Consider the following 23,827-nt stretch of genomic DNA (forward strand, 5'->3'; position numbering starts at 1 on the left):
CGTTAGGGTTTATTTCATATGCAAATCTTTAAATTTCCTACACGTAGCCTTTAGAAAAAAAAGCAACCTCTACTATGATTGACGTTGTATGAGCTTAGCTTGATAGCGATGGGGTAGCACCAACAAAACGCGAATTTCGTACGCTAAGCAAAATTTTATAAAGAAAAAGCCGATTTCCTATACCTTAAGAAACTGACTTTTGGGATTTCTATTAAATTAGAATTCTACAATTAGCAAAATCATCATTATTTACCCAATTGTTTATTATAAATATTAATTGAATGTACCTTTTCTGCTAATAAATTATCTATTATTTGCTTTAATACCCTTGGCTCGCGTAGTTCTTTATTATCAAATTTCACTAGCTCATTTATATCAATCCACTTACTATCTAAGATTTCTTCTTCAAGGTACAATGAACCACCAGTAACCTCGGCATTAAAATGAAATAGGACAACTTGAGTGTTTGTACTGCTGATAAAATTATATACACCAGTTGTGCTATTAAGTTTTACATCAAAGCCTGTTTCCTCTTTTACTTCCCTGCAAGCTGAATAGAAAATGTCTTCACCATATTCAATACGTCCACTTGGAAAATTCCACTTCTCAATGGCAGTTGGTTTATTTTCTTTTATTATTAAGACTTTATCATCTTTAAATACTGATATACTAACTACTAAAACAATCCCATTTTGAGTCATTTTATTTCCTCCAGTATTTTATATTTATTGAAACACTTTACTTTGTGAAGAAGTTAATTTTAAGAATTCATTAGCATCTTTAACACATAATTTTATCCCTTTTTCCCAAAAGGTTTCTAATGTGATATCTTCTCCTAAGTGTTTCATTACTAAATCTTCTGTCGACATACTTCCTGAATCACGAAGCAATTTTAAATAGTCTTTTTCAAATTCTTTCCCTTTTTCTTTTGCGTTTGCAAATATACTTAATACAAATAAATATCCAAATGTATAAGGGAAATTGTAAAAAGGAGATTGTGTAATATAATAATGTGGTGTCCATATCCATGAATGGAGTGAAGCATTATCAAGGGAACCAGCATACCCTATATCTATTGCTTCTTGCATTATTTCATTTAAGCGTGATGATGAAACAATTCCTTTTTTACGTTCCTCATAAAATTTCTTTTCAAACAAAAATCTAGAATGAATATTCATAAAATTCATGACGCTACGCTTTAATTTCTCATCAAGTAAAAACAATTTTTCATTAGTAGATTCCGCTTTTTTCATTGCAGCATCTAAAATAATCATCTCAGAAAATGTTGAAGCAGTTTCGGCAATACTCATTGGATACTGTTTATTCATTCCATTAATTGGTTTCATTGCATGGTTATGAAAGGCATGACCTAACTCATGAACTAGTGTTAATAGATTTGTAAACGTACCGTCATATGTCACAAAAACTCTTGATTCTTTCGAAAGTGGAAACCCGGCACAAAAAGCAACAGCTGACTTATTAGAGCGATTTTCTGATTCTATCCAACCTTTATTGAAAGCCTGTTTAGCAAAATTCTCTAGTTCCGTTCCAAACTGACTAAAATGCTCCAATATGAAATCAACAATATCTTCGTATTCTATTTTTTGATCACTCTTTGTAACAGGCGCCCAAAAGTTAAATGATTTCATTTTTTCATGACCATTCATTTTTGCTTTTTGATTTAAGTAGTTAGTGAAGGGGGCTTTGAATTTATTAACCGCAGACCACATTGCATTTAGTGTTTCCTTTTTCATTCGATTTTTCATTAAGGGTTCTTCTATTACATTATCTAAGCCACAATTTTTGTAAACTTATAATCGAAATCCTGCAATATGATTTAATATTTTCGCAAATAATTCTTCGTTTTCTCTCCACTTCTTTTCTAAAGCAATATGAGATTCTTTACAAACTTCTTCGTTAGGATGTGAACGTAAATTTATAGCTTGCCCCACTGATAATTCGTTTTGTTGACCATTTATTTGAACTTTAATTCTAATATTGCTCATAAACGAATTATAAAATTGCCCCCAAGCATGATACCCATCTACCATAAGGTCTGACACTAAATCTTGTTCTTCATCTGAAAGTTTCATTTTAGTATCCTTACGCCATTCATTTAGTATGAACTTGTAATTTGCTAAAACATCAGTATTAAGTAAGTCAGCCCACAAAAATTGATTCGTTTTTATTAAAGTATTTTTCACTTTTTTCAATGCAGATTCAAAACGAGTATGTATTGTTGTTATTTTTCCTTTTAATGTTATAGCATGTTGATCCTTAGGATTTTGAGCAAGAAGACAGGTTATAAAAGAATTAGCTTGTGATATATGAATTTGAATGTCTCCTATGTAATCAAGTAAATCTGCAACTTTTTCTGATTCATTTATGTTTCGTGGAGTATTAAAAAAATTCAGTTTTTCTTCAAATTTATTGACCTCAACATCTAAATCTTTTATATGTTCACTTAATTGAGATGATTCACTTCCACCTGGGAATAGGTTATCTAAGTTCCAAACTTGTGAATATTTCTCCCCCTTTAAATTATAATAACCCTACAACGACCGAACGTATATTCTTAATTTTATCATATCCTGGGTGTTTTTGCCCATCCCTCGAAAAGGGTGAATAAGACAAAATATACCAATTAAATACTAAATAGATTGGGATTCAGCCGAGATACGTGTAATAACGGATTATAAGCTGTATTATAATTTCATCATTAGTTTTTCAAGTAAAAATGCTACATCACGATAAACAAAAAGCCAATTTCCCGCATGTTAGGGAAATTGGCTTTTTTCTCATAGTTTACGAATAGGACTAGTAAGGGCGATAATAACTTCAATGATCTTTGTAGTTGATGCCAAAACAAATATTGCAACCGGATTAAAATCGGAAATTAATCCACCTACTAATGCTCCTAATGGCATAGCCAAACGAGTAAGCACACGCGAAAACCCTAAAACTCTTCCCTGCATATCGGTGGGGACTGTTTCCTGTCGGACGGATGCTACAATAGTATTCCAGGCTATATTACAAATCATAGCAAGACCAAATGAAATCCCTGGCGCAAGCCAATATTCACTCCATATTGCATAGGTCAATCCAATCGCTCCCACAGCAAGAAGGGTTGGAATAAGGATTCCCCTTCGAAAGCATTGTTCAAGTGGAATAACAATGATACCTCCTAAAAGACCACCTACCCCGATTAAAGTATAATTAATCCCACTTTCTTCAGCAGATAGATTTAATGTAGAAAGCAAATAATACATAAGCCCACCTAATACAGCACTAGCGCCAAAGTTTCCCACCATTGCTTGAAGAGATAAAGCAAGGTTAAGGCGATCATTCATTAACCATTTAAGCCCTTCTCTCATATCGTTCCTTATAGTTTGCAATAGTGTTCTTGCTCTATCTGTAGGTTTCTTCTTTTCTAATGTCGGCAATAGTAATACAGCAACTAAAGTAGCTATAAATGAAATAGCATTTATCCAGAGAGCATTAATCCCACCTATTATAGCAATTACAATACCTGCTAATGCGGGTCCTGCTAAACTAGCAATTTGATTAACCATTTGGTATGCGGAATTGGCCCTTGTTAACGATTGACCTGTGATTTGTGGAATTACTGTAATAGTCGCTACGTCAAATAACATCGATAGTACGGCTAAAATAAAAGAAACAACATATAGATGCCAAAGTTGAAGTACACTCAAGTTATACAGGATAGGAATTAAGGCTACTAAAATAATACATCCTAAATCAGCAACCAACATTAATTTGCGCCGATCAAAACGATCCACTAATACTCCTACGATTGGACCAAATAAAACAATAGGTAATACACCGATAGCAAAAAGTGAACTCATGATTATTGCTGATCCAGTTAACTTGTAGGCAATCCAAGGAAGAGCAAACGTATAAAGGGAATCACCCATTCTGGAAATCAGTAAACCAAAAACAAAAATTACGTAGGTACTAGGGAAATGTGTAATTGTTGAAACTAGATTTCTGCTTTGCGCATTCGATTTCAACGATGAATTAAAGTTTGTTTCTTTCTTCATTATTGACTCTAATTTACCTCCTTTTTTAATAGTGAAACTTATATTAACTGGCAGTAAGCCCCTTACTTATTAAATATTCAATAAGTATAAAATTCTTTGAAATACAAAAGTATTCCTTCTTTTACCCAATTATTCATTTTGCTGTAAGTGCCTATCTTTGCTAAGTTAACCGTTGTAATAAAAACGAACATTTCTGTTACATTTTTTCTTTTTACATTCTAAACTCGATCGTATTGAATTTAGATGTAACTTACACGTAATCTGGTATTAATCCCAAGTAGGAAAAAATATCACAATCTGAACAATGACGTTTAAGAGACCATTTCATATCTTCGAGCTGTTCTATGCTCCGAATTGGTTGTAAATCAATTAAATGTTTCTTTTTATCCATCTACTTTTCAATACCTTTATTTTCAGTGATTTGAATGTATAGTTTTTTGTCTTTTTTTATAACATCGATATAACTAGATAAAAGTTAATGTTTAAGGGGAAATGAAAGTAAACTTTTTGATAAAAGTTTACATTGGGAAATGGGTAAAAAATTTTGTATTCATATCATTAATAAACATAAATATTCAATAAAGATACTTAATTACAAATGCAATTATTTGATTTATAATTATATTTAGAAAATAGAATGGAAAGGTCTTGGTAATATGTTGGGTATTGATGTTATAAAAACAACAGAGGAATTAATTATTAAATGGCAATTAGCAAAAGTTAGTATTCCATTAAATGAAATTATTGAAGTTACTGAAGATGATACTTATGCTGGTGTTGAAAAATTAGATGCAATTCGAATTGGGACAGCTTATAACACAACTGATCGCATCGTAATTAAAACTAAAAAGCAAGATTATGTATTATTTACTACAAATAAGGTTTCAATCTTAAATAAAATAAATGCTTAATCATTCAATTGGTTTAACATGATTTTTTAGAAAAAGGGCGACTAATGTAAAGTTGTCTTTTTTTCTTTTAACAAATTTGAAAGTAAACTAATGGGTAAAAGTTTACATTGGGTTTTGAAAATTATTTATGGTCGGATTTCCAATATATTTCTCAATATAGATATTATATTAAAATCTAGAATGTATATAGAAATTCAGCTTTTAATATAATATTATGAATAATAAGATAGTTTTAATATTTTTCTCCTTGGGAAAAAGATAAGATCCTACTCTCCGATCTTATCTTTTTTTATTTGTTAATTTGTAATATGGATGTTTTTGCCCATCCCCCGAAAAGGGGGATTAAGACAAAATATTCCAAATTAGACTTAGATTAAACTTTAAAATATGCATTTCAAATCTTCTACAATTGGAATGACATGTTTCAAATATAGATAAGTTGTATTTTTGAAATAAAAAATTCTACATTTTTAGCTATGTCACAAAGTACACTTTTTGACATAGCACTTAACTTTCTTATGAATTAAGCTTATTCCCTTTTTTCGGTGGATGGGCAAAGTTATCCAATTTATATTTCTATCCATCCTATACCCATAAATAGGAGCAAAAAACCTATTATCAAAGAAAATCCTCCCAAAAGAAAATAAAATGGTGCTCCATATAGCGGATTATTAAATAATTCTAAAATACTTCCCCATACAATATCCCATTTATTTTTCTTTACTGTTTGTTCTTTAATTTCTTTTACAAATTTATAAATACTTAGACAAATAAAAATGAGACCTAACAATATTAATCCTACAGTTATTAAAATTCCCATGTTCATATCACTCCATTAATTATTCTATTAAAGGGTATTTTAAAACAAAAAAACAAATAGTTTCTACAAGAGAAGCCATTTAATGTATATCATATTTAAAACGGTTAACATAATGTATCATTATTAGGATTCAATGTATTTAGAAGACTATTAAAAGTCCCCCAGATCGTTTAACTGGAAGACTTTTGTGTTCACATAATCCTCTCGTTACCGGAAGTAAAAGATATGTTATTTCGTAAGTTGTAATTCAATGCTTAATTCTTTAGAAATTCTTTTTATTACAGCTCTTTGTGAACCGTATGATGTACTTCTATATTCCTTTTCAAGTAATCGTTTTGCTGTTTCAATTTCCCCAATCATAGCTAGTAATATGGCATAGTTAAGGAAGCCGCCTGGACTTAGTTTTTTATTTTGAATACCTTCAACGACTCCATGAAGTGTTTGATAGTCTTCAAAATATGGTAAAACTGTATTTTCCAAGTCGTCTTTAATTTTTTGAGAAAGCTGATCTATATCGGTACTTGTGTCGATTTGATACCAATAATCTTGTTTTAAGCTTTTTAATTCACCTACACTTTTTCGTCCTATACAATCATATTCTTTAGGAAACTTTGGCAAGGGTTGTTTCCACTCTAATTTATATAAAAAGGGAATAAAAATTCCAGTATTAATCCTCATTTCTACTTGTTCAACTGTATTCCATTTATTTGACTGAAGCTGCAAACACCAGCCCAACTCTTGTAATCCTTTATAAAAATTCTTTCCTGACTTTTTAAACTCTTCGTTTTTCATAGTAGGAACTATGGTGTGTTTAATAATTTGATCTAGTATGTTCTGCGTTACCATGTAAACTGTTATCTCCCCTTAAAGTAGGTATTTTTATTTTTATAATACCATGTTAGAAATAATGCATACTTTATTCATGATAGGTTAACATGACGTCTCATTCTCGGAAGTTAAATATCATCAACCAATATGTTCTTATATTTGTCTTGGAATATCTTAAATTGTTCTTCGTACTTCTTAATTTTCTTTAAATCAGTGTCAGAGTTGAGAAAAGGTTTACGCTTTCCAACTACCATTATGTTTTTATCATCAATAGAATCATCTGGAAAATTAATGTAAGGTTGAAAGAAATCACATTTAGTATTTTTAAGAATTACTGAAAGCCTTGCATACTCCTCAGTTGGAAACTGATTTGATATGTTTAGTTTTTGTAGTTGATACAAGTATGACAGGGGTTTTAAAGATTCATCTTTTACTTTAATATTCATTAAAGTAAGCTCCTTAAGGTTAGCCAGATATTTTAAAGGTTCTAATGTATAAATATTGAGTGATTTCCATATTCCTCCTGATAAATTAAGCTTTTTAAGATTTTCACAATGTATTAAGGGTTCTACATTGTCTAGTTTTGAGAAATCTTCTATTGATAATGAGATGAGTTTAATGTTTTGAGTCAAATCCCATAATGTTGTTGCTTTTGTATTCCAACACATGTGTAATTCTTCAATGTCAGTGAGTTTTTCAAGTGGTGATAAATCTTCTACTCTCATTTCATAAATGTAAAGAATTTTGGGCTTTATGTAATTGAGGATCGTCTCGAATTGTTTTTGATTCACTGTAAAAATCCATAATTTATTGATTTCAGAGAATGATGCCAGTTTTTCTAGATTTTTGGTTTTTCCATCTATCGCTAACTCATCAGGTATATTTTCTAATGTTTTTAAGTACTTAATAATTTTTGGCTGTTCTCCTATTGGAAACATCATATTATTTCCCCCCTGTAGAAATTGTTGCTCATTTAAAGTTTACACATGAATTTGTTTATAAGATAGTTCATTTTAATATGTATATTTTATTCACGATCGGTTAACATAACGTCCTATTATCGGTAGCAAGGATAAAGGAGGAACCCTACTCTAACAAGGGTTCCTCCTTTTTTTGTTCTATGGATCTATGCATCTTTTTATACATTCCTATTTTAGGGCAACTTTTGGCTTCCCTATAGTTCCCTATGTCTCCCTATTTTTTGCATAAAACTTTGTATACTCTTAGCGTGGTTTTTTACCGAAATGCTGGCGGGGCACCTTATATTATAGTTTACATAGTAAGTGTAGAGATTGCTTGTTTGTAGATTAGTTGTTGTTTACCATGAACCAAATTAATTAAAACATATTATTTATTTCCTCTGGTTTTATTATAGCCTCTTTTATAAGCATCGTAGGTTTCAATTGCATACCTTTCTAATTCATTCAAAGTATTAAAACCACTTTTTTCAAGAGCTATCATCTTGATTGTCCAATAATCTCCGTATTTGTAATCTGCATAAACATCTCCATTACCCTTTCCAGTGAAATGATTGTTCACTCGATTTAAAACCTGCTTTCCTTGTCCCACATAATATAAATCTTTAGATTTATTATGTAATATATACACTCCTGCGAAGTTATAATTATTAGAATACAACGCTCTTCCTTTTCCACCGAAACTTTTATTTCTCATTTCTAAAAATTCCTTAGTCGTTAACTCTAAAGTATTATTAGCTAATCCGAAAATTTGTTCTCTAATTTTTTTTTGCTGACGAACTTGAAATATAAACATTAAAATAACAAATACTATAACAATAAATGGTAATAAGTACAAAAAGTCCATATTTGTACACTCCTTTTGATTAATGCAATGATGACTTCTCTCTCTTTTCTCGCATATATACTGCAAATTGCATCATTTCTTTTTGGGTAAATTGTCTTCCTTCAGTTGCCCCTTGTTTAGCCGTCCCAATATATACTAAATCATCCCATTTAGAAAACGGTTCTTCTCCTTTAAAGACCATTTCACTATATCTTTTCCATTCCCCGTCAGTGTTTACTACATTATATCTTCCCTCATTAGCTAAGAAACTCATTGCAAACATTTTATCAGAGTAATAGAAATCACATTCCCTATTCGGATCGAGTAATTCTTCCCAACTAATATTAGCTTTTAAATCTTCTTCTGGAATTTCACGTTTCTCTGTTTCAATAAGTTCATAAGATGAAATTGGTAAATCGTCTAACTCATCATCATATACTTCTTTCATGATCCAACAGTCTTTACTTGCGCCTTCTGCATAATATTGATACCAGCTATTGTCATGTGTTTTAAATACATAAATAAATCCATTTGTAACTGTCTTACGATAAGTTTCAACGATATAACTGCGATCAAAATACCCCGTTTGGTCATATAGTGTATCATCATTATGATAAGTTTCAGTTTCAATAATGAGTTTCTTTTTCTCGCCCTCAATTATATATTCATAGCCGTCGACTACTGGAAAGTCTTCTGGATAATCATTCATACACCTTTTTTCCATTAAGCAATCCTTTACTTTGCTTATGGCTGCTTCAGGAATCTCTTCTAACTCTACGAACTTTTCAAATTCATTATTAATATCTATTCCATAAGGTTCTAATATTTGATGCAATTGTCTAGCAACCCTTGTTTCTTCATAAATCATATATTCATACTCTTTAGGATTGAATTCTGTTACTAAAACATATGTATCCAAAGGGTTTATCGTATATGTATTTACCCATTTATTAGGCTGATTGAAAACTCCGTGTGGGATTAAATATCCCCATAGCACCACATACTTCTGAAATTTCTCTTCTGGTACCACAAAATACGATGAACCTTCGTTTGTTTCTCTTTCTAGTACACGTTTTCCACTGAACAATTTACGCATATACTTCCCCCATGATTAGTACAAAATAATAAAATATAAGGCTCATACTAAGTGTAATACTATCATATTTAAATTGAAATACGACTCTAGGTAAATATTTCGCAAGAAATCTATCCAATATAAAAATAATATCGCCATTTCACATAAGATAGTATCCAAAATAGACGAGACTGAATCCATTAAGCATCTGAAAATTGTTAATGTTATGACTTATAATTGAATGAAAGTATATATCAGGAAATTTATTCGAGAGGTGAGTTGGAAAAATGGAAGGCATGACACAATTGGAATATTTAACAGCAATTGCAATTCGGGATAATTATAGAGATGTTATAGAAATCAAAAGAAATGATCCCTGCCCTTGTGGTTCTGGATTGAAATTTAAAAATTGTCATAAGGATTCAGGAGATAAATGGGTGAAAGGCTTTGAATTTGATGATGGGAATTTCTTGTATGAAAATGTGAGTTTAACTATAAATTTACTTGAAACTATTAAAGAAATTTTATTAAAATTGAAATACTGTAACTCTATAGATGAAGAGGTTGGTTTAGAACTCATCGAGGAGTTATACACAGTATATGATCCAGCAATACGACAATTACAAAAAAATGCCCCGTGTCAAAAAGGGTGTACTGCATGTTGTTTTCAGGATGTTGCACTTCAAAAAATAGAAGTACAAAGAATTAGTAGATATATGGATAAACAAATCAAAAAAAATATTAAGCATAATTTAAAAGAAAAGAAAGTCAGAGAGGAAATTCCTTCATCACTTTGGAGAGATAGAAAAAATTCTATGGAGCCCTGCCCTTTTATTAATATTACAAAGGGAGAATGTTCAATTTATAGCGTTAGACCTTTTAAATGTAAATCCCATTTTGTTGCAAGTAGTCCTAGTTTGTGCAATGAAATAGAGGGGAAAATTACTCGGTATGATGACGATAGATATATTATGCTTATGGAATTAGTAATAGCTTTAATTAATAAGCTGGTATATGATGATATCCATCCAACACTTATCCGAAATTTTTATCAAGAAATTTCGTTTAAAAAACGTTTTTTTGGAATTACTAAGGATTTTACAGGGAAAATAATGAAAGGGTTTTGATTTAGAATATCCAGTGCCGGATAGTCCTTATTTAGCTAAAAATTAGCCTTAACGTACACCAACGTCTCGAAACGTGTCAAAATTGTATCTAAACGTACAATTTTCTTTTTTTAATATGGTGAACCCATGCCCATTGACTTAAGAACGGAAATCCTAATTTCTTAAGTCGATGGGCATGTATGATGACCCCTTATAATATAATTTAACGGTATATAGTTTGGTGGTTCATAACTTCCATTAAGATATCTGCTATTAATTTTCCATTTTCGAAAATAATTTGGTTTTTAGTGTATGGATCTATATACTGTCCCAATCCTTTACTCAACATAATTTCCAGTTCATTATTATCTAAAATTCGACAAGATAGAATGGTAGGGTGTTTACTAAAAGCTCGATAAAAGTTTAATGTTTGACTTAAAGAAGCGGCAAGCGGTCTAAGCATTTCATCATAGTAAGGAACCATATCTTCAGCTATTTTTTCGTTTAAGATAAAATCCATTCCATCATCTTTTATGTCAAATCGAAATAAAAAAATCAATATATTCCTCTCCTTTAATAGCATACAATCATTTTTTATATAGCAAGTGTAGAGATTGCTTGTTTGTAGATTAGTTGTTGTTTACCATGAACCATCATTAAGAGGGTAAATTTATCTGTTGCAAGGATCTGCCCACGTACTGGAACGCCATTCTTTAAATATACAGTAACTTCCCCTTTTTTTTCTTTCAATTGTTCGTACATATCTTCTTGTAAATTAAACATGAAATGCGCCCCCCTGGTTTCTTTGTATTTACTTTTCTTCTAATACCTGTTGCTTTTCACTGTTGGATATTTGTGATTCCCATTCACTTTCTATTTTTCTAAACCATCTTCCTATTTTGCTTAGATAATATTTTTTTACTTCACCATAAGGAATCCAAATTTCACGTTCCTGTATTTGATTCATCACTTCATGAAGAATCTCATCATGTTCATACCTTTTAGGTTTTCTATGATGTGTTTTTACAAACTGTGTATATTCTCTACGTAACCAATTAGAAATATGTTCTTTTTGTTTTTGCTTGAGATGTGACCATTTTTTATTTGTTTGAAGGATTTTTCCATTTACTTTTATATGGTTTTTCATCGAAACTCATCCCCTTTTACTAGCAAAACGAATATATCACTATCGTATCACATTTAAATCGAAATACTGCTCTAGGTACATATTTCGCAAGAAATCTATCCCCAATATAATATACATTCTCCATTTAACTGATTAATTCTACACAAGATTAAATGTAGACTATTATTGTATTTTCTTGTTTTTTAAATTATTACGGTACGTGAAATTATTATATTAACCATAAAAAAAGCCCCTTGAAAGGAGCACTTATTTTACAAGATACTGTTCTATTTCTTTTAGTAATAGTTCTGCACCTTCTGGACTTAATGTTATCTTACCATTTGCTAATGCCATGTTACGATTTGACACTTCTCCTGTTAATGCACAAACACCACCAGGCTGATACTTCTGTAAAATAATATCTTCCCCTTCTACAAAAATCTCTAATGGTGATTTTTCTTTAATACCAAGTGTATTTCTAAGTTCCTTTGGAAGTACTAAACGTCCTAATTCATCTACTTTTCTAGTCATTCCGGTTGCTTTCATCTAGTATCTTTCTCCATTTCATTATTAATTTGTACCAAGTTATTCTTAACTATTGTAACAGGATTTCGCCATACATAAGAAACATAATGACCCAAAAACTGACGATCATAACAAGTACTTCTTTAACCCTTTGCTGAAAGGAAATACGACCTTCTTCCATTCTACATGCCCCTTTTCTCTACAACTTTTTATATGTTAAAATAAGAGGGAAAGAAATGTGCCAATTTCTTTCCCAGATGGTCACTCATGTCTTTGCTCTTTGTTTGCTTTTGCAAATGAAGAGCTTTTATTTTGCATACTTATACTTGCTTTCTAACATCGCATAACGCAATAACTTTAACTTTGTTTCTTTTTTCAATGCTTTCCATTCCGATACAGCAATCTTCATTTTCCATTCCTCCAATAATTAAATTTGTCATTTATATAACTTATAAGTTCCAGTTGTAAATCTTTCTAATTTGTTTATCACTAAATCCTTCATGGACAGCGAAGATTTCTGGAAAATCCGAGAGACACAAGTCAATAATTGTATTATCAGTTGTTCTTACATAGTAATATTGAACAGCTCCCTGGTAATCTGAATATAAATAGTACTTACGAATCTTATAATTTAATCCATTTTTCTCTAATACCTCATAAAGCTTATTTTTAGTTTCATCCATTACGTCAAAAATGGTTAACTGCTCCATTATTAACAGCTCCTCATTGCGTAAATTTACTAAACTACCTCTAAGAACAACGTTGTTTCATTATGTTCATTGGTATGCACATTAAACTTTTTTCCGGTAGCTTCTAATGCACTAAAAAGCATTCTTTGATAACCTAAATCCATAAAATCTACACTGATTTGACCATGATTCATAATAAATTGAAGATCAGCCATCATCTTTTTAACTTTCCGTTCCATATAATAACCTCCTCAATAAAGTTATATAACTTATAATTGTTTTTATAGGGGAGGTTGTAATATGGCTGTTAATAAAGACAAGTACACTCAAATTTTAGTTACTTTTACAAAAGAACAAGTAGAACAAATAGAAAATTATTGGCATGAAAATAAGCTGAAGAACCGAAACGAAGCAATTCGTCAGATCGTAGACAAAGGGTTCAGTCATAAATAATGGCTACCCTTTTTATTTTCCCTAAAAAACTTAAAAACGCATTTAAATCCCCTAATTCCCTTTACATGCATTTTTACAACGAAAATGACTTATTATATTAATAATTTCATCAAAACCCCATACAAGCAAATCTGAAGGGTTATTTTTTAGTTAAACTAATTTTTTCATGTATTCTTTAAGCAAATAAAAAAAGAGCCGGATTTTCCTCACAGCTCATGTATTGATTGGTTCTGTATGTGTACATGTAGGATATTGAGTACAACCAAAAAACTTATTTCCTGTTTTATTTGAATTACGAACGACTAAATCATGTTTACATGTTGGACATTTCCGTTCTGCAGGTTTTACCCCTTGATACACATCTTCAGCGGAAAATTCATTTACTTTCTTTTTTGTTTGAAATCAATAACTTTTACTCCACTTGGACTAACATTATAAGTTATTGTTACAATATGATTAGGTGGATTGTGAGCGTTGGTATACGTTCTATATTTAGCTACTACAATAAAGGTAAAGGTATATTTTTGAGAACGCTCAATTTTTATAATTTTTGCATCCGTTAAACTATACTGGTGATCTGGCCCAAGTTTACTTCGGATAGTTTTACTTGCGTATGGAGCTAATAAAGTATTATAAGAATCATAAAAATTTTTATTAGATATATTTTCAGCCTTTCCTTCTATTGGGGATGTAAATAAAACCACCATTATAACTCCACAAAATGCCATTAAAAGTTTCCGTTTAAACATAAAATTGACTCCAAACTTACTGCATAATATGGATTAGAGTGCGCAAATAATAGCGAATTATTCATTTGCAGTATTTTTAACAGAGCCTAAATAAAAAGAAATAGAGCTGGATTTTCATCACAGCTCATGTATTAATTGGTTCTGTATGTGTACATGTGGGATATTGTGAACAGCCAAAAAACTTATTACCTGTTTTATTCGAATTTCGAATGACTAAATCATGTTTACATGTTGGACATTTCCGTTCTGCAGGTTTTACCCCTTGATACACATCTTCAGCCGAATATTCGGGATTGATTTTATTAATCAATTTCTGAAGTTCTACACGATCTATTAGTTTTACATTGCAAGCTTCCGCTAATTCTTTCGCTTGTCTTGTATATACACTGTTTGTTACAACCCAGCTTTCGTGTGCTTTGTAATAGGCTTGTGCTGCATATATCTCTTGTACAGCACTAATGCCAACTCTATTTTTCATCCCGTAGCGTTTTGCCTGGATTACAATACGATTTTTCCCCTTTAACACCAGATCCGCTCCGAAATCATTTGACTGTTTTGTAACTGTTGGAGAATAACCCAACTCTCGAAAGAGAGCTTTTAGGTACACTTCGAATTGATGTCCGTCCATTTTGTCTATATAACGAATACCGGACTTAGCCATTCGCTTTAATATTCTTCGCTCCTGGATCTTCCGGTACATGAATTTACAAATACGAAAAAGAACATAAAGGATAAAACCATATATCAAAATTTGTAATATGTTTGGCATTTCTGGTAGATTAGACACTTCGCTCCACCTCTTTAATTGGTTTCATTTTCTTTGGTTGGGCTGTTTCTTTTGCCTGTTGCTCACTCACTTGTTTCTTCCGGACATCGTTCCAATCCTTTTCATTCGTTGGGATATCCTCTTTAAGATCGACAAAGCATTTCATTGTCTGAATGAAGTCTTTCCCAGCTTTATCATTATCAACTGCCATAATGACCTCTTTAATATCGTGCCCTTCTTTTTTCGCATCCATTAAAGATTGAATCACTGTTTTTGACTTCAATCCATGCATAGAAACCAGGCGAGCGTTTTGTATCTTATTTTGCTTGATACTCCAATGAGATAACATGTCGATTGGATCTTCATAAAAATAAATCTTATCGGGTTTACCTACATCAACCGTAAAACCGGCATTGATTTTTTCATAATTCGGGACAATTTGCTTAAAACTTCCCCTTTTATTCTCCATTTTGACCGTACCCTGGCGGTTCATTCCAATGATTTTCCCTTTGCCCCCTTCTTCCCTCCATTTAAACACTACGTTATTTTTCTTATCCTGGGCGATGAGATCCTTTTTAATCAACCAATTCACCAAGCGAGGATCTATTTTCCGTTCGTCAATTAAATATCGCTTGATTTCTGTTTGCTTCGGCACCTCTAAGTGTTTGGGATAACTAAACGGCTGCTGCTCTTTTTTGCGCTCCTCTTCCGCTTTTGAACGATCAAACTCTTTGTAATCCCCCTTCTGAATGTCCATCACGGCTTGTGGGAATGTCATGTCATAGTACATCATGGCAAAGCTAATCGCTCCATACCCTTTTTCCCCTCGGCTATTCCAGGCGTACTGATTCCCTTTAATGATGAGACTGTCATGTTCCGTATGACGATAATAGTTTCCTTCTTTCTTAAACGTTTCTCCTTTTGCTTCCAGATATGAAATCAAGTCAACGTTTCTTGCTTTCATCGCATCCTCCGCACTGACATATGCCATTACGGAATCCCCCCTTTACTCTATAAAATGAAATAAAAAAGAGGACTATTCCGTTTCCTAGTCCTCTTTTGCTACTTATAGTTGATATATTCAATTTTTAATTGCTGTCTTTATAAAAAAATCTTTACTAACAAGACGCTTAATCACCGCATTTTTGAATGAGTTTAGATTTTTTTATTTCTTACTATATAATTATCGTCGGCCTCAAATTTAACTTTTCACAGGGTTTTACTATATAGGGAAATGAATTGTTCTATTTAATATCTGTGATTCCCAACCATTGTCTCTATAAAATCATTAATAAAGTTTTTTTGATTTAATTTTAACCCAATGCGAACCCCTGTAGCTTCTGCACCTGGACGGAAATCAGCAATCGTTTGTCCTTTGAAAGATTTTACATCAACTTCTACTTTACGATACACATATTGAACAAAACTAGGATCAGCTATTGCACTCATTGCAACTACATCATGTAAAGGAGCCCCTTTAATACTTTTATTCAATTTTTTATAGGCACTGTAATAATAATCATAAATTGGTTTTATTAGTGATTTGAATGGACTATTTGTATATTCCACAATATAATTCACTTCGTTCGGGAGCAATACAGCCGAATTTGTTACATTTAAAGGAATCATTGTTAAATTTTTTGACTGATTAATTACAAACTGTGTTGAAACAGGATCACCATACGCATTGGCTTCCGCTACAGATGTGACATTTCCTGGTTGTAAGAACACTCCCGACATGATATATACTTCCTTTACACTTTGCATTAGTTCTTTCCAAATATTTAATACCATCGCAAGGGAAGTAGATCTTCCTACATCAATAATTGTTAACTCTTCCTTGTACTTTTCAATAATTTTAGGGATTAAGCTAAAATCATGAACAGACATAGTTTTTATACTTTCAGGGGGCCGAATAGGACCAAGCCCTTCTGCGCCATGGATTTCTGGATAATAAGTAGTAAACCCATTGGAAAATGGCAAAGTTGCACCACTTATAACAGGGATATCTTGTCTTCCAGCCAATTGCAAAAGGTATAAGGCATTTCGAGTTGTTTGTTCTTTGGTAACATTACCGTAACTTGTAACAATTCCAACAATTTCAATCTTAGGATTTAGTAGACCATATATGATAGCTAGAGAATCATCAATACCTGGATCGCCAAATAACAATACTTTCTTCAAGGTATATCTCCTTTCTTGCAAAAACTAATTTTATAAGACAAGCCTTATACCATTTATATGTAAGAAATTAGTGTATTTATGACGCATGTTTTGAGATACTCCCTCTATAAGTAATTTTCTACTTAACCTCGTATAATATGAATGATAATAGGTTTGTCATGTGTGCTTTTGCGTTATTTTTCCTATATAGTAAAGAACTCTTTTATCTTGTTACATTTATAGTTGATACATTTCATTTTTATTTGCCGAATAAGAATTTTAATCGCTTCTCCTGTACGCTGTATGATAAGCGAGCGTCAAATTTCTTTCCGTTTTTGTTCGAGATAAACCCTTTAATCTGATCCGTTACATTCTTTTCTAATAACTTTTTCACATGGTTACTACTTAAATTTTTACCAGAGAATGTACCAAAAATAATGAAGTCACAGCCTTTTTTGTATTTCTCACATAAGTAGTTACTTTTCCCTACAAGAACCCTACTCTTACACAATGGACATTTACCAATGGTACGATCTTCAGTCGTTGGAAAACGGAATTTCAAACTTCCGTCCGCTTCCATATAGATAGCTGCTGTAAATTCTCCCTTTTCTCCTTGAAAGCCGTTGATAAAATCTGTTGTTTTATACTGAAGTAGCTTCTTCATTTGATTACCAGGGATTACTTTCCCTTTCATTTTGGCTGGTAACATAAAATCACATCCATTTTTATGCTCTGTGCATCCATAAAATGTTTTACGATGAAGCATATCCCCTTTTTTACATTTTGGACATTTACCAAATGACAGCTCTTCTTGTGTTGGGAACTGAAATTTAACTTTTCCTTCATGTAACACTAAATAAGCGGAAAACTCCTTCTCATTGGACTTAAATCCTTTTAAAAGATCTGTTTTTTTATCCTCAAAAAGCTTTTTCGCTTGCGCTTCTGGAATCGCTTTTTCTTTAATTTTTTTCGGTAAGGAGATTTCACATTCCGGATAATTACTGCACCCGTAAAAGTTTCCTTTATGAAGGATTTTTCCTTTTCTACAAGGGCATTTGCACACCTCAATCTGCTGATTCCAGGTATTAATAATGCTATCCGACACCTTATCATCCATTGCGCCTAATTGTTCCACTGTGTCTTTTACAAACGTATTTGTTTTCTCCACAAATTCCTCATATTTCATTTCATTCTTTTCGATCATGTAGATCATCCCTTCCATTTCAGCCGTATAAGCTGGATTTTTGATTTCACCTACCGGAAAAGCATCTATAAACGCACGACCAATATTAGTAGTTCGAATCTGACTGTTGGTAACATCAATATAGCTTCGCTCTAACAGTTTTGGAATAAACGTTTCTTCCGTTGCGACTGTCCCAATCCGTTTTCCTTTCATAAGTTCTTTCAAATGTTCATCATCTAATTTACGCCCTGCCGTCTCCATAAAGGTTAAAATGGAACTTTCCGTATGAAAGGCTGGTTTCTTCGTTCGAGACTCAATCAAGTCATACTGAACGATTCTGAAAGAATCTCCTTCTTGTAAAATAGGTATCTGGAATGCTTCAACTGATCCCTCTTCTATATCCTCTTGAAACACACTTAGAAACCCTTTCTCTTGTAGGATCTTTTCTTTTGTACTGTATGTGTTGCCCTCTTGATCTATAAAATGCACTTCTCTTACCAGGTAGATTGCTGGTTTCATAAAATTCCCGATAAATCGTTTTACAATTAAGTCATATAACTGTTTTTCTAATGGTTCTCGGTTGGTTCCGGCATATAACTTTGTTGTTGGGATGATAGCAAAGTGACTACTGACTAATTCATCATTAAATGTAGTGTGTTTTTTTGTAATAGAAGATGGGATTACTTGTTGTACGAGATTTGCATAGGTGCTTTTTTCTAATGCTGCCATTACTTCTTTCACTCGATCCACTTGCTCAGTAGGTAAATGCCTGGATGAAGAACGAGGATAAGTAATAAAGCCTTCTTCATACAAACTCTGAATGTGTTTTTTTGCTGTTTCCGCATTTATCTTCAGTTTGGCGTGAGCATCTTTGTAGATATCCGTTAAGTTATATAATAATTTTGGTTTCTTTTTTCTCGTACTCTCTTTAAATTCCGTTACAATTACATTCGTTTCTTTCAAGCTATCTCCAAGCTTTTGTAGTGGCAATGGATCTATCAGTTGATCTTCTGTTTTCATTACTGGTGATAAACCGTTTTCCGTTAGTAGCTTCAAATTGTAATAGGTTTGTTCTTTATAATTTTGAATAGCGATTTCCCTCTGACGGATTTCATTCAAGATACACATTTGAACACGACCAGAAGCCAATAAAAATTGATTTTTTGCTAGTTTGGATGTACATCCTCTTGTAACATTAATCCCTAGAATATAATCCAGGTATTGCCTTGCTTTAGCCGACTTTGCAAGCCCATCATAATCCGTTAATGGTTCTAATCGATTCAATGCTCCTTCTAATTCTGCTGCCTCAAAAGATGACTTGTATACACGAGATTGCTTTTTATTTACCCCAGCGTACTCGTATACTTCCCTATAGATTAATTCTCCCTCTCGATCAGCGTCACATATGTTTACCACGTGGTCAACATCATGACGCTGCAACAGTTTAACAAGTGTTTGTAGTTGCTCAGCATACTCTTTTTTTACTTTATAAACTGGCTGATAAATTAAGGGTAAATGTTCCAATTTAAATACCTTATACTTGGAATCCATCTCTTCCGGATGTTTTAACTCTAATAAATGCCCCCGGCACCAACTAATAATGTAATTTTCATTTTCATAGTAGCCATAATACGGCATACTTCCCGAATACTTTTGAGAGTTTCTAAATCTAGGTGATTTTAATAATTCAACAGCTACCTTCTGTTTTTCAGCAATAAATAATGTTTTCCCCATAAGTACTACCTCCTATTAATCTGCAATTTCAGTTTCACGCTTCCATTTCTTATTTCTCCGCTTTTTCATCATTCTGTGACCAAACAATAGAAACATGTTCAAAAAGACAGCTACAAGGAACATACAGCCCGCAAACAACCATGCATTCATGGCATTCTCTCCTTTCCGTTCTATAAATAAGAAAGAGGGCTTTTTCTTTTGCCCTCTTTCATTTTTAGATATAAAAAAATCACTCTCTGTTATCTCAATTGAGTAACAAAAAATGATTTAATCTGGTGTTCCTGTTATAAAATTTTTCATCGTTCCATTTCCATTGTTTCTTTTTTTCTACCCGATTTCTTTGTAGACTTCGACTGATCTACATTACCAGGAGCTATTTCCTTTTCTTTTTCTTTATCATTCGTTTTTTTTCCATTCACCGGCTGAAACTTTTTATCAAAATCCGTTTCCTTTGAAGTTGTAGACTGATTCACCGTTATTCCCTCTTTCCCAAGTTTCTCATCCACCTGGTTTTCTAATTTCACTATATGTTCCTGGCTTACTAGCTCATTATCAATCGAAACATACTTTGTTGTATAATATCGCTCTTCAGCTTTTACACGAGTGACAATGCTATCAATATTATCTGGTGTCTCTTCATATTGTGAACGTCTGTATGCTTCGAATTTTCGGCTTAAGTCCTTATCTAAGTTAGCTGATTCTTTTTCTTTTGAAGGCTGAATTTGTTGATCTAAAGAGACAATAGGTGCATATCCTTCCTTTTTCATTTCTTTATACAATTCCACTTCTTTTTCATTAAACGAGTAATCTTTTTGTGCTTCCGCTTTATCAACTAAGTGTCCATATCTTTCATCTTTTACCAATTCATCTAGACTCATATTTGCATCCTTTTCATAAACAACAAATGACAAATTTCCTCTCCCGTCAAAGATAGAACTTTGAACCTTTTCATATAAATCTGGTTTCAAAATGTTATCTAAATAGACATTTTCTCGTTTCCCGTTCTTTTCCATGAGGGAAACATATAAATCGTCCCGATTTGTTTTATCTTGATTCCATACAGACAAATGATTTATATCTTTCGTAACGGCATCCATCATGTGGATTCTTGCCAGTTCTTCATCTTGCATACCATTTGCTAATACTTCAATTGTAACTAAGTGGTTGGGTGTCTCTTTTGATTTTTCTAATGGATTTTCTTGTACTTTTTCCATCGGTATTTCTTTGTTATTTCTATGATTCACTACCTCATCTCGTAACGCTTGTTTTACTTCATCCGATAAATACCTTTTCTCGTTTAATACTTGTTCATACGGTGTCTTGTAGTCCCCATCCCCCATATTCATACGATCCATACTCACAAGCTCCATTCTTCCAAAATCTCTATCGACTTCTTTTGGAATGGCAATATGATAACGAGCTTGATCGTAAGGGATGGTTTCACCTCTTTTTCTAGCTTCTTCCCTTGCTTTTTCAATACTTGCAATAACTTCAGCCATTTTTTCATTGGCTTCTCCAAATGGAATCAGTTGATTATTCTTAAAAGTTTCATTGTCGCTCCATTGAACTAGCATAGTTGGACGATTAATTTCATTTTGATTTATTGCTGCAAACTTTTCTTGATTCGCCTCGTTAAATGCATCAATAAATTCTTTATCACTCAATTTTTCTGCACCTTCTATTGGTTCAAACGCATGATTCCTATCTGCTTGTTCCCTTAACTCTGCAACAGAAACAAGCTCTTGTGTCGTATTACTTAAACTCATGTATTCCACCAATAAAATATTTTTTTCATTCTGTTTTTCATTTGCAAAGCTAGGTCGAGCATTTTTTTCTAGTCCAATTGGTGCAAGTATTTTTTCTTCAACCTGCTCATATTCAATCGTTGTATAATACCCATCCTCTTTATCCAAACCTTTAAAACTTGCCTCTTCTGCTACTGTATATCCATGACCCTCGACATGAAAAACTTCTTCATTGTGCTGTAATGGCTTACCTGTTTCTTGGCAATAAATCACTTCTGATTCAGATTTGGGATATAGTCCTTTATATTCAATCTCATTATTCATTACTTCTTTATGTGCTGTTGAAATTCGATGATTAATTACATTCAAAGCCAAACTCACTGAATTTTGAAACCAAAAATCCTTATGATTTTCTTTCACATGCTCATTAACACAATCGACTTTTAAACGCTTTTCACGATCTAATGAAACCTTAGCGATTGGTATATCATTGAAACTATCTTCTAACAAATCAGCTTCATAATATGGCTCTAATGTATCCACAATTTTTTTAAATGTATCTTGTTCTCTGTTTGTACCAAATTCATAAACAATCTGTTCCATCTCCCCTAAATTCAAACGAATATTAGGATTTATTTCTTCTAATACACGATTATCTTCTGAAAGTTGAATTTCATAGTTTTCCCAATGTTTTTCAAAATTTAATCCAAGCCTTTCATTGATAAGTCGCTGCGCATTTTGTTGGATGCCTGTTAAAACTTCGAAATTGTCTCTTACATTTCCATCTTTATTTTCAAACACTTGTTTTGCCATATGATCTACTCCTTTTTCGTTTGTTTTTTCTTTTTCCAACGAGCTTTCAATTGTTTCAATAAATTCAATTGAAGTTTCATGTACTTCTTTCAACAACTTCGTTTTATCTTTCATTTCTTTTCCTTGTGTCCAGCTCGCTAAATACCCTAACGAATATTCACTTGTATCAATCCCAAAATAAGAAGAAACGGCGTAAGCTGTCATTTCTGCTTGAAACTCTTTTTCTGGTGCTGTGTAATTCATACGTGTCTCTGCTGTATGAAGTTTGGCATGTGCCAATTCATGAAGAAGTGTTTTTACATTTTGTAATTCACTATTTCGTGGATTCAAAGCGACCTCTTTTGTTAGGGGGTAACTTACGCCCTTTGCAACGCCCAACTCTGATTTTGGTGCAATAATTTTCACTCCGTTTTTTTCCGCAATGGCTTCCATTCCCTTGTACAAACTCTGGTAATCTGTAACGCTCCCTTCTAGCCAACGATTCGGAAAAATACGAGGAAGATCTTCCGCTTTTGCGTTCGTTTGGGACACATCAAACACATGACCGACAGCAAAATATAAGCGACCAGGCATCACTTCTACGCTTTTAGATTCAATTTGTTTCTTCTCTTCCTCATTTGCTTTAGTTACTGTTTTCCAAGTGCCTTCTTTGTCTTTAAATTTTGCTACAGTTCGGTTTGGAACAAGAATTTTAATTCCTTTCTCACCCTTCTTAACCGGAAATCCTTTTTCTTTCCAAAAAGAAAAGGAACCAACTGCATTGGCTCCCTGGAATTGACTCTGTATTAATGAAATATTAGATGGTGAATAGTGATAAAACTTTGCCATAAACGTTAAGTACTCTTTTAAATCTCCCGGTGTACGAAAATAACCTTCTACGCTTTTTTCCATCTTTTTTGTTAAAGCTTGCACCGCTTCTTTCTTTTCTTCTGGTGATTTCGTTTGATACTTTTTCTTATAACTTTTACTCATGATCTTCTCCTACTCTTTCACTCGCTTTTTGTAATTCCTCCATTTCTTCTTCATTCCATCTCTCAGCTGTATCAAAGAAAATCTCATGAGTTTTTACATTAACCGGAACTAACATATTTTCTTGATTCATAACATGGACTGCAAGTTCTTCCTCTTGTTCTCGTGTAATTTTGATTGTTAGTTCTTCCTCTTTTACAAGTAAAACAAGTTCACCTTCTCCAACCTCTTTAATGACTCCTAATGCGATATCTTCACGAAATAATAACATCCTACTAACCTCCTGTTTTTTTATAAAAAGAAACAAT

The 23,827-nt window shown here is 32.5% G+C and carries 24 protein-coding genes and 3 pseudogenes; 3 read left to right on the plus strand and 24 right to left on the minus strand.

From position 1 onward, the window contains the following. Positions 1-245: 245 nt before the first annotated feature. The 4 genes and pseudogenes from ACTFN4_RS25870 to ACTFN4_RS25885 form a co-directional block, all read right to left on the minus strand. Positions 246-701 carry an NUDIX hydrolase gene (locus tag ACTFN4_RS25870; RefSeq protein WP_439962963.1) on the minus strand — a complete coding sequence of 152 codons (456 nt, stop codon included), beginning with the start codon at positions 699-701 and terminating at the stop codon, positions 246-248. A 24-nt stretch (positions 702-725) separates the two neighbouring features. Beyond that, positions 726-2,204 (minus strand): annotated as a pseudogene (locus tag ACTFN4_RS25875) (M3 family oligoendopeptidase). A gap of 594 nt (positions 2,205-2,798) precedes the next feature. After that, the gene (locus ACTFN4_RS25880; protein ID WP_439962964.1) at positions 2,799-4,061 is read right to left on the minus strand and encodes an MFS transporter; all 1,263 of its coding nucleotides are present in this window, start codon (positions 4,059-4,061) and stop codon (positions 2,799-2,801) included. A 248-nt stretch (positions 4,062-4,309) separates the two neighbouring features. Beyond that, a pseudogene (locus ACTFN4_RS25885) lies at positions 4,310-4,452 on the minus strand (tyrosine-type recombinase/integrase); the annotation flags it as partial. Between the two features lie 265 nt (positions 4,453-4,717). On the opposite strand from ACTFN4_RS25885, the gene ACTFN4_RS25890 reads away from it, so the two are divergent. Continuing rightward, positions 4,718-4,972: a SunI/YnzG family protein gene (locus ACTFN4_RS25890; RefSeq protein WP_087966600.1), complete on the plus strand. Its 255-nt coding sequence runs from the start codon at positions 4,718-4,720 to the stop codon at positions 4,970-4,972. Positions 4,973-5,540: 568 nt separating this feature from the next. On the opposite strand, the gene ACTFN4_RS25895 is transcribed toward ACTFN4_RS25890, so the two are convergent. The 5 genes from ACTFN4_RS25895 to ACTFN4_RS25915 all read right to left on the minus strand — a co-directional run bounded on the left by ACTFN4_RS25895 (position 5,541) and on the right by ACTFN4_RS25915 (position 9,519). Then, a complete protein-coding gene (locus tag ACTFN4_RS25895) occupies positions 5,541-5,792 on the minus strand; it encodes a hypothetical protein (RefSeq protein ID WP_439962965.1) in 252 nt (83 codons plus the stop codon). Positions 5,793-6,020: 228 nt separating this feature from the next. Beyond that, the gene (locus tag ACTFN4_RS25900) at positions 6,021-6,638 is read right to left on the minus strand and encodes a DUF4304 domain-containing protein (protein WP_439962966.1); all 618 of its coding nucleotides are present in this window, start codon (positions 6,636-6,638) and stop codon (positions 6,021-6,023) included. A gap of 110 nt (positions 6,639-6,748) precedes the next feature. Then, positions 6,749-7,561, minus strand: a complete 813-nt coding sequence (locus ACTFN4_RS25905) for a leucine-rich repeat domain-containing protein (protein WP_439962967.1) — start codon at positions 7,559-7,561, stop codon at positions 6,749-6,751. A gap of 406 nt (positions 7,562-7,967) precedes the next feature. Beyond that, positions 7,968-8,444: a GIY-YIG nuclease family protein gene (locus ACTFN4_RS25910; protein WP_439962969.1), complete on the minus strand. Its 477-nt coding sequence runs from the start codon at positions 8,442-8,444 to the stop codon at positions 7,968-7,970. A gap of 19 nt (positions 8,445-8,463) precedes the next feature. Further along, positions 8,464-9,519: a hypothetical protein gene (locus tag ACTFN4_RS25915; protein WP_439962970.1), complete on the minus strand. Its 1,056-nt coding sequence runs from the start codon at positions 9,517-9,519 to the stop codon at positions 8,464-8,466. Between the two features lie 266 nt (positions 9,520-9,785). Here ACTFN4_RS25915 and ACTFN4_RS25920 point away from each other — a divergent pair, with 266 nt between their 5' ends. Continuing rightward, a complete protein-coding gene (locus ACTFN4_RS25920; protein WP_439962971.1) occupies positions 9,786-10,625 on the plus strand; it encodes an SEC-C metal-binding domain-containing protein in 840 nt (279 codons plus the stop codon). A gap of 202 nt (positions 10,626-10,827) precedes the next feature. Here ACTFN4_RS25920 and ACTFN4_RS25925 read toward each other — a convergent pair whose 3' ends face one another. The 6 genes from ACTFN4_RS25925 to ACTFN4_RS25950 form a co-directional block, all read right to left on the minus strand. Continuing rightward, on the minus strand, positions 10,828-11,163 hold the full coding sequence (locus ACTFN4_RS25925) for a hypothetical protein (RefSeq protein WP_080990965.1): 336 nt from the start codon (positions 11,161-11,163) through the stop codon (positions 10,828-10,830). Positions 11,164-11,198: 35 nt separating this feature from the next. Beyond that, the gene (gene hfq / locus ACTFN4_RS25930; protein ID WP_086401219.1) at positions 11,199-11,387 is read right to left on the minus strand and encodes an RNA chaperone Hfq; all 189 of its coding nucleotides are present in this window, start codon (positions 11,385-11,387) and stop codon (positions 11,199-11,201) included. A gap of 28 nt (positions 11,388-11,415) precedes the next feature. Next, positions 11,416-11,751 (minus strand): transposase, encoded by a 336-nt coding sequence (locus ACTFN4_RS25935; protein WP_439962972.1) that lies wholly within the window; start codon positions 11,749-11,751, stop codon positions 11,416-11,418. Between the two features lie 246 nt (positions 11,752-11,997). Then, the gene (locus ACTFN4_RS25940) at positions 11,998-12,276 is read right to left on the minus strand and encodes an AbrB/MazE/SpoVT family DNA-binding domain-containing protein (protein ID WP_439962974.1); all 279 of its coding nucleotides are present in this window, start codon (positions 12,274-12,276) and stop codon (positions 11,998-12,000) included. 428 nt (positions 12,277-12,704) lie between these two features. Next, the gene (locus tag ACTFN4_RS25945) at positions 12,705-12,965 is read right to left on the minus strand and encodes a hypothetical protein (protein ID WP_439962975.1); all 261 of its coding nucleotides are present in this window, start codon (positions 12,963-12,965) and stop codon (positions 12,705-12,707) included. Positions 12,966-12,994: 29 nt separating this feature from the next. Continuing rightward, positions 12,995-13,183 carry a hypothetical protein gene (locus ACTFN4_RS25950; RefSeq protein WP_439962976.1) on the minus strand — a complete coding sequence of 63 codons (189 nt, stop codon included), beginning with the start codon at positions 13,181-13,183 and terminating at the stop codon, positions 12,995-12,997. 61 nt (positions 13,184-13,244) lie between these two features. Here ACTFN4_RS25950 and ACTFN4_RS25955 point away from each other — a divergent pair, with 61 nt between their 5' ends. Beyond that, on the plus strand, positions 13,245-13,397 hold the full coding sequence (locus ACTFN4_RS25955; protein ID WP_439962977.1) for a hypothetical protein: 153 nt from the start codon (positions 13,245-13,247) through the stop codon (positions 13,395-13,397). Positions 13,398-13,610: 213 nt separating this feature from the next. On the opposite strand, the pseudogene ACTFN4_RS25960 reads toward ACTFN4_RS25955, so the two are convergent. From ACTFN4_RS25960 to ACTFN4_RS26000, 9 genes and pseudogenes are all read right to left on the minus strand, one after another. After that, positions 13,611-13,784 (minus strand): annotated as a pseudogene (locus ACTFN4_RS25960) (topoisomerase DNA-binding C4 zinc finger domain-containing protein); the annotation flags it as partial. Continuing rightward, on the minus strand, positions 13,778-14,146 hold the full coding sequence (locus ACTFN4_RS25965) for a DUF3888 domain-containing protein (RefSeq protein WP_439962978.1): 369 nt from the start codon (positions 14,144-14,146) through the stop codon (positions 13,778-13,780). The pseudogene ACTFN4_RS25960 and the gene ACTFN4_RS25965, both read right to left, overlap by 7 nt. Positions 14,147-14,270: 124 nt before the next feature. Beyond that, positions 14,271-14,933, minus strand: coding sequence for a restriction endonuclease (locus tag ACTFN4_RS25970; protein WP_439962979.1), 663 nt, complete (start codon positions 14,931-14,933; stop codon positions 14,271-14,273). After that, positions 14,926-15,903 carry a DUF3991 domain-containing protein gene (locus tag ACTFN4_RS25975; protein ID WP_439962980.1) on the minus strand — a complete coding sequence of 326 codons (978 nt, stop codon included), beginning with the start codon at positions 15,901-15,903 and terminating at the stop codon, positions 14,926-14,928. The genes ACTFN4_RS25970 and ACTFN4_RS25975 overlap by 8 nt, the downstream gene beginning before the upstream one ends. Before the next feature lie 257 nt (positions 15,904-16,160). After that, complete coding sequence (locus tag ACTFN4_RS25980) at positions 16,161-17,096, minus strand: nucleoside hydrolase (protein WP_439962981.1); 936 nt, start codon at positions 17,094-17,096, stop codon at positions 16,161-16,163. Between the two features lie 238 nt (positions 17,097-17,334). Continuing rightward, a complete protein-coding gene (locus ACTFN4_RS25985; protein ID WP_439962983.1) occupies positions 17,335-19,992 on the minus strand; it encodes a DNA topoisomerase in 2,658 nt (885 codons plus the stop codon). Between the two features lie 15 nt (positions 19,993-20,007). After that, positions 20,008-20,142, minus strand: a complete 135-nt coding sequence (locus tag ACTFN4_RS25990; protein ID WP_439962984.1) for a hypothetical protein — start codon at positions 20,140-20,142, stop codon at positions 20,008-20,010. Between the two features lie 146 nt (positions 20,143-20,288). Beyond that, the gene (locus ACTFN4_RS25995; RefSeq protein ID WP_439962985.1) at positions 20,289-23,522 is read right to left on the minus strand and encodes an LPD25 domain-containing protein; all 3,234 of its coding nucleotides are present in this window, start codon (positions 23,520-23,522) and stop codon (positions 20,289-20,291) included. After that, positions 23,515-23,790 (minus strand): hypothetical protein, encoded by a 276-nt coding sequence (locus ACTFN4_RS26000; RefSeq protein WP_439962986.1) that lies wholly within the window; start codon positions 23,788-23,790, stop codon positions 23,515-23,517. The genes ACTFN4_RS25995 and ACTFN4_RS26000 overlap by 8 nt, the downstream gene beginning before the upstream one ends. Positions 23,791-23,827 lie beyond the last annotated feature (37 nt).

Source organism: Bacillus cereus group sp. MYBK95-2, from assembly GCF_051915225.1.
Classification (GTDB): domain Bacteria; phylum Bacillota; class Bacilli; order Bacillales; family Bacillaceae_G; genus Bacillus_A; species Bacillus_A cereus.

Excerpts from the sequence above, each read along its gene's own strand:
- ACTFN4_RS25870 (WP_439962963.1), bottom strand. The coding sequence starts at position 701 with ATGACTCAAAATGGGATTGTTTTAGTAGTTAGTATATCAGTATTTAAA.
- ACTFN4_RS25880 (WP_439962964.1), bottom strand. The coding sequence starts at position 4,061 with ATGAAGAAAGAAACAAACTTTAATTCATCGTTGAAATCGAATGCGCAA.
- ACTFN4_RS25890 (WP_087966600.1), top strand. The coding sequence starts at position 4,718 with ATGTTGGGTATTGATGTTATAAAAACAACAGAGGAATTAATTATTAAA.
- ACTFN4_RS25895 (WP_439962965.1), bottom strand. The coding sequence starts at position 5,792 with ATGGGAATTTTAATAACTGTAGGATTAATATTGTTAGGTCTCATTTTT.
- ACTFN4_RS25900 (WP_439962966.1), bottom strand. The coding sequence starts at position 6,638 with ATGGTAACGCAGAACATACTAGATCAAATTATTAAACACACCATAGTT.
- ACTFN4_RS25905 (WP_439962967.1), bottom strand. The coding sequence starts at position 7,561 with ATGATGTTTCCAATAGGAGAACAGCCAAAAATTATTAAGTACTTAAAA.
- ACTFN4_RS25910 (WP_439962969.1), bottom strand. The coding sequence starts at position 8,444 with ATGGACTTTTTGTACTTATTACCATTTATTGTTATAGTATTTGTTATT.
- ACTFN4_RS25915 (WP_439962970.1), bottom strand. The coding sequence starts at position 9,519 with ATGCGTAAATTGTTCAGTGGAAAACGTGTACTAGAAAGAGAAACAAAC.
- ACTFN4_RS25920 (WP_439962971.1), top strand. The coding sequence starts at position 9,786 with ATGGAAGGCATGACACAATTGGAATATTTAACAGCAATTGCAATTCGG.
- hfq (WP_086401219.1), bottom strand. The coding sequence starts at position 11,387 with ATGTTTAATTTACAAGAAGATATGTACGAACAATTGAAAGAAAAAAAA.
- ACTFN4_RS25935 (WP_439962972.1), bottom strand. The coding sequence starts at position 11,751 with ATGAAAAACCATATAAAAGTAAATGGAAAAATCCTTCAAACAAATAAA.
- ACTFN4_RS25940 (WP_439962974.1), bottom strand. The coding sequence starts at position 12,276 with ATGAAAGCAACCGGAATGACTAGAAAAGTAGATGAATTAGGACGTTTA.
- ACTFN4_RS25945 (WP_439962975.1), bottom strand. The coding sequence starts at position 12,965 with ATGGAGCAGTTAACCATTTTTGACGTAATGGATGAAACTAAAAATAAG.
- ACTFN4_RS25950 (WP_439962976.1), bottom strand. The coding sequence starts at position 13,183 with ATGGAACGGAAAGTTAAAAAGATGATGGCTGATCTTCAATTTATTATG.
- ACTFN4_RS25955 (WP_439962977.1), top strand. The coding sequence starts at position 13,245 with ATGGCTGTTAATAAAGACAAGTACACTCAAATTTTAGTTACTTTTACA.
- ACTFN4_RS25965 (WP_439962978.1), bottom strand. The coding sequence starts at position 14,146 with ATGTTTAAACGGAAACTTTTAATGGCATTTTGTGGAGTTATAATGGTG.
- ACTFN4_RS25975 (WP_439962980.1), bottom strand. The coding sequence starts at position 15,903 with ATGGCATATGTCAGTGCGGAGGATGCGATGAAAGCAAGAAACGTTGAC.
- ACTFN4_RS25985 (WP_439962983.1), bottom strand. The coding sequence starts at position 19,992 with ATGGGGAAAACATTATTTATTGCTGAAAAACAGAAGGTAGCTGTTGAA.
- ACTFN4_RS25990 (WP_439962984.1), bottom strand. The coding sequence starts at position 20,142 with ATGAATGCATGGTTGTTTGCGGGCTGTATGTTCCTTGTAGCTGTCTTT.
- ACTFN4_RS25995 (WP_439962985.1), bottom strand. The coding sequence starts at position 23,522 with ATGAGTAAAAGTTATAAGAAAAAGTATCAAACGAAATCACCAGAAGAA.
- ACTFN4_RS26000 (WP_439962986.1), bottom strand. The coding sequence starts at position 23,790 with ATGTTATTATTTCGTGAAGATATCGCATTAGGAGTCATTAAAGAGGTT.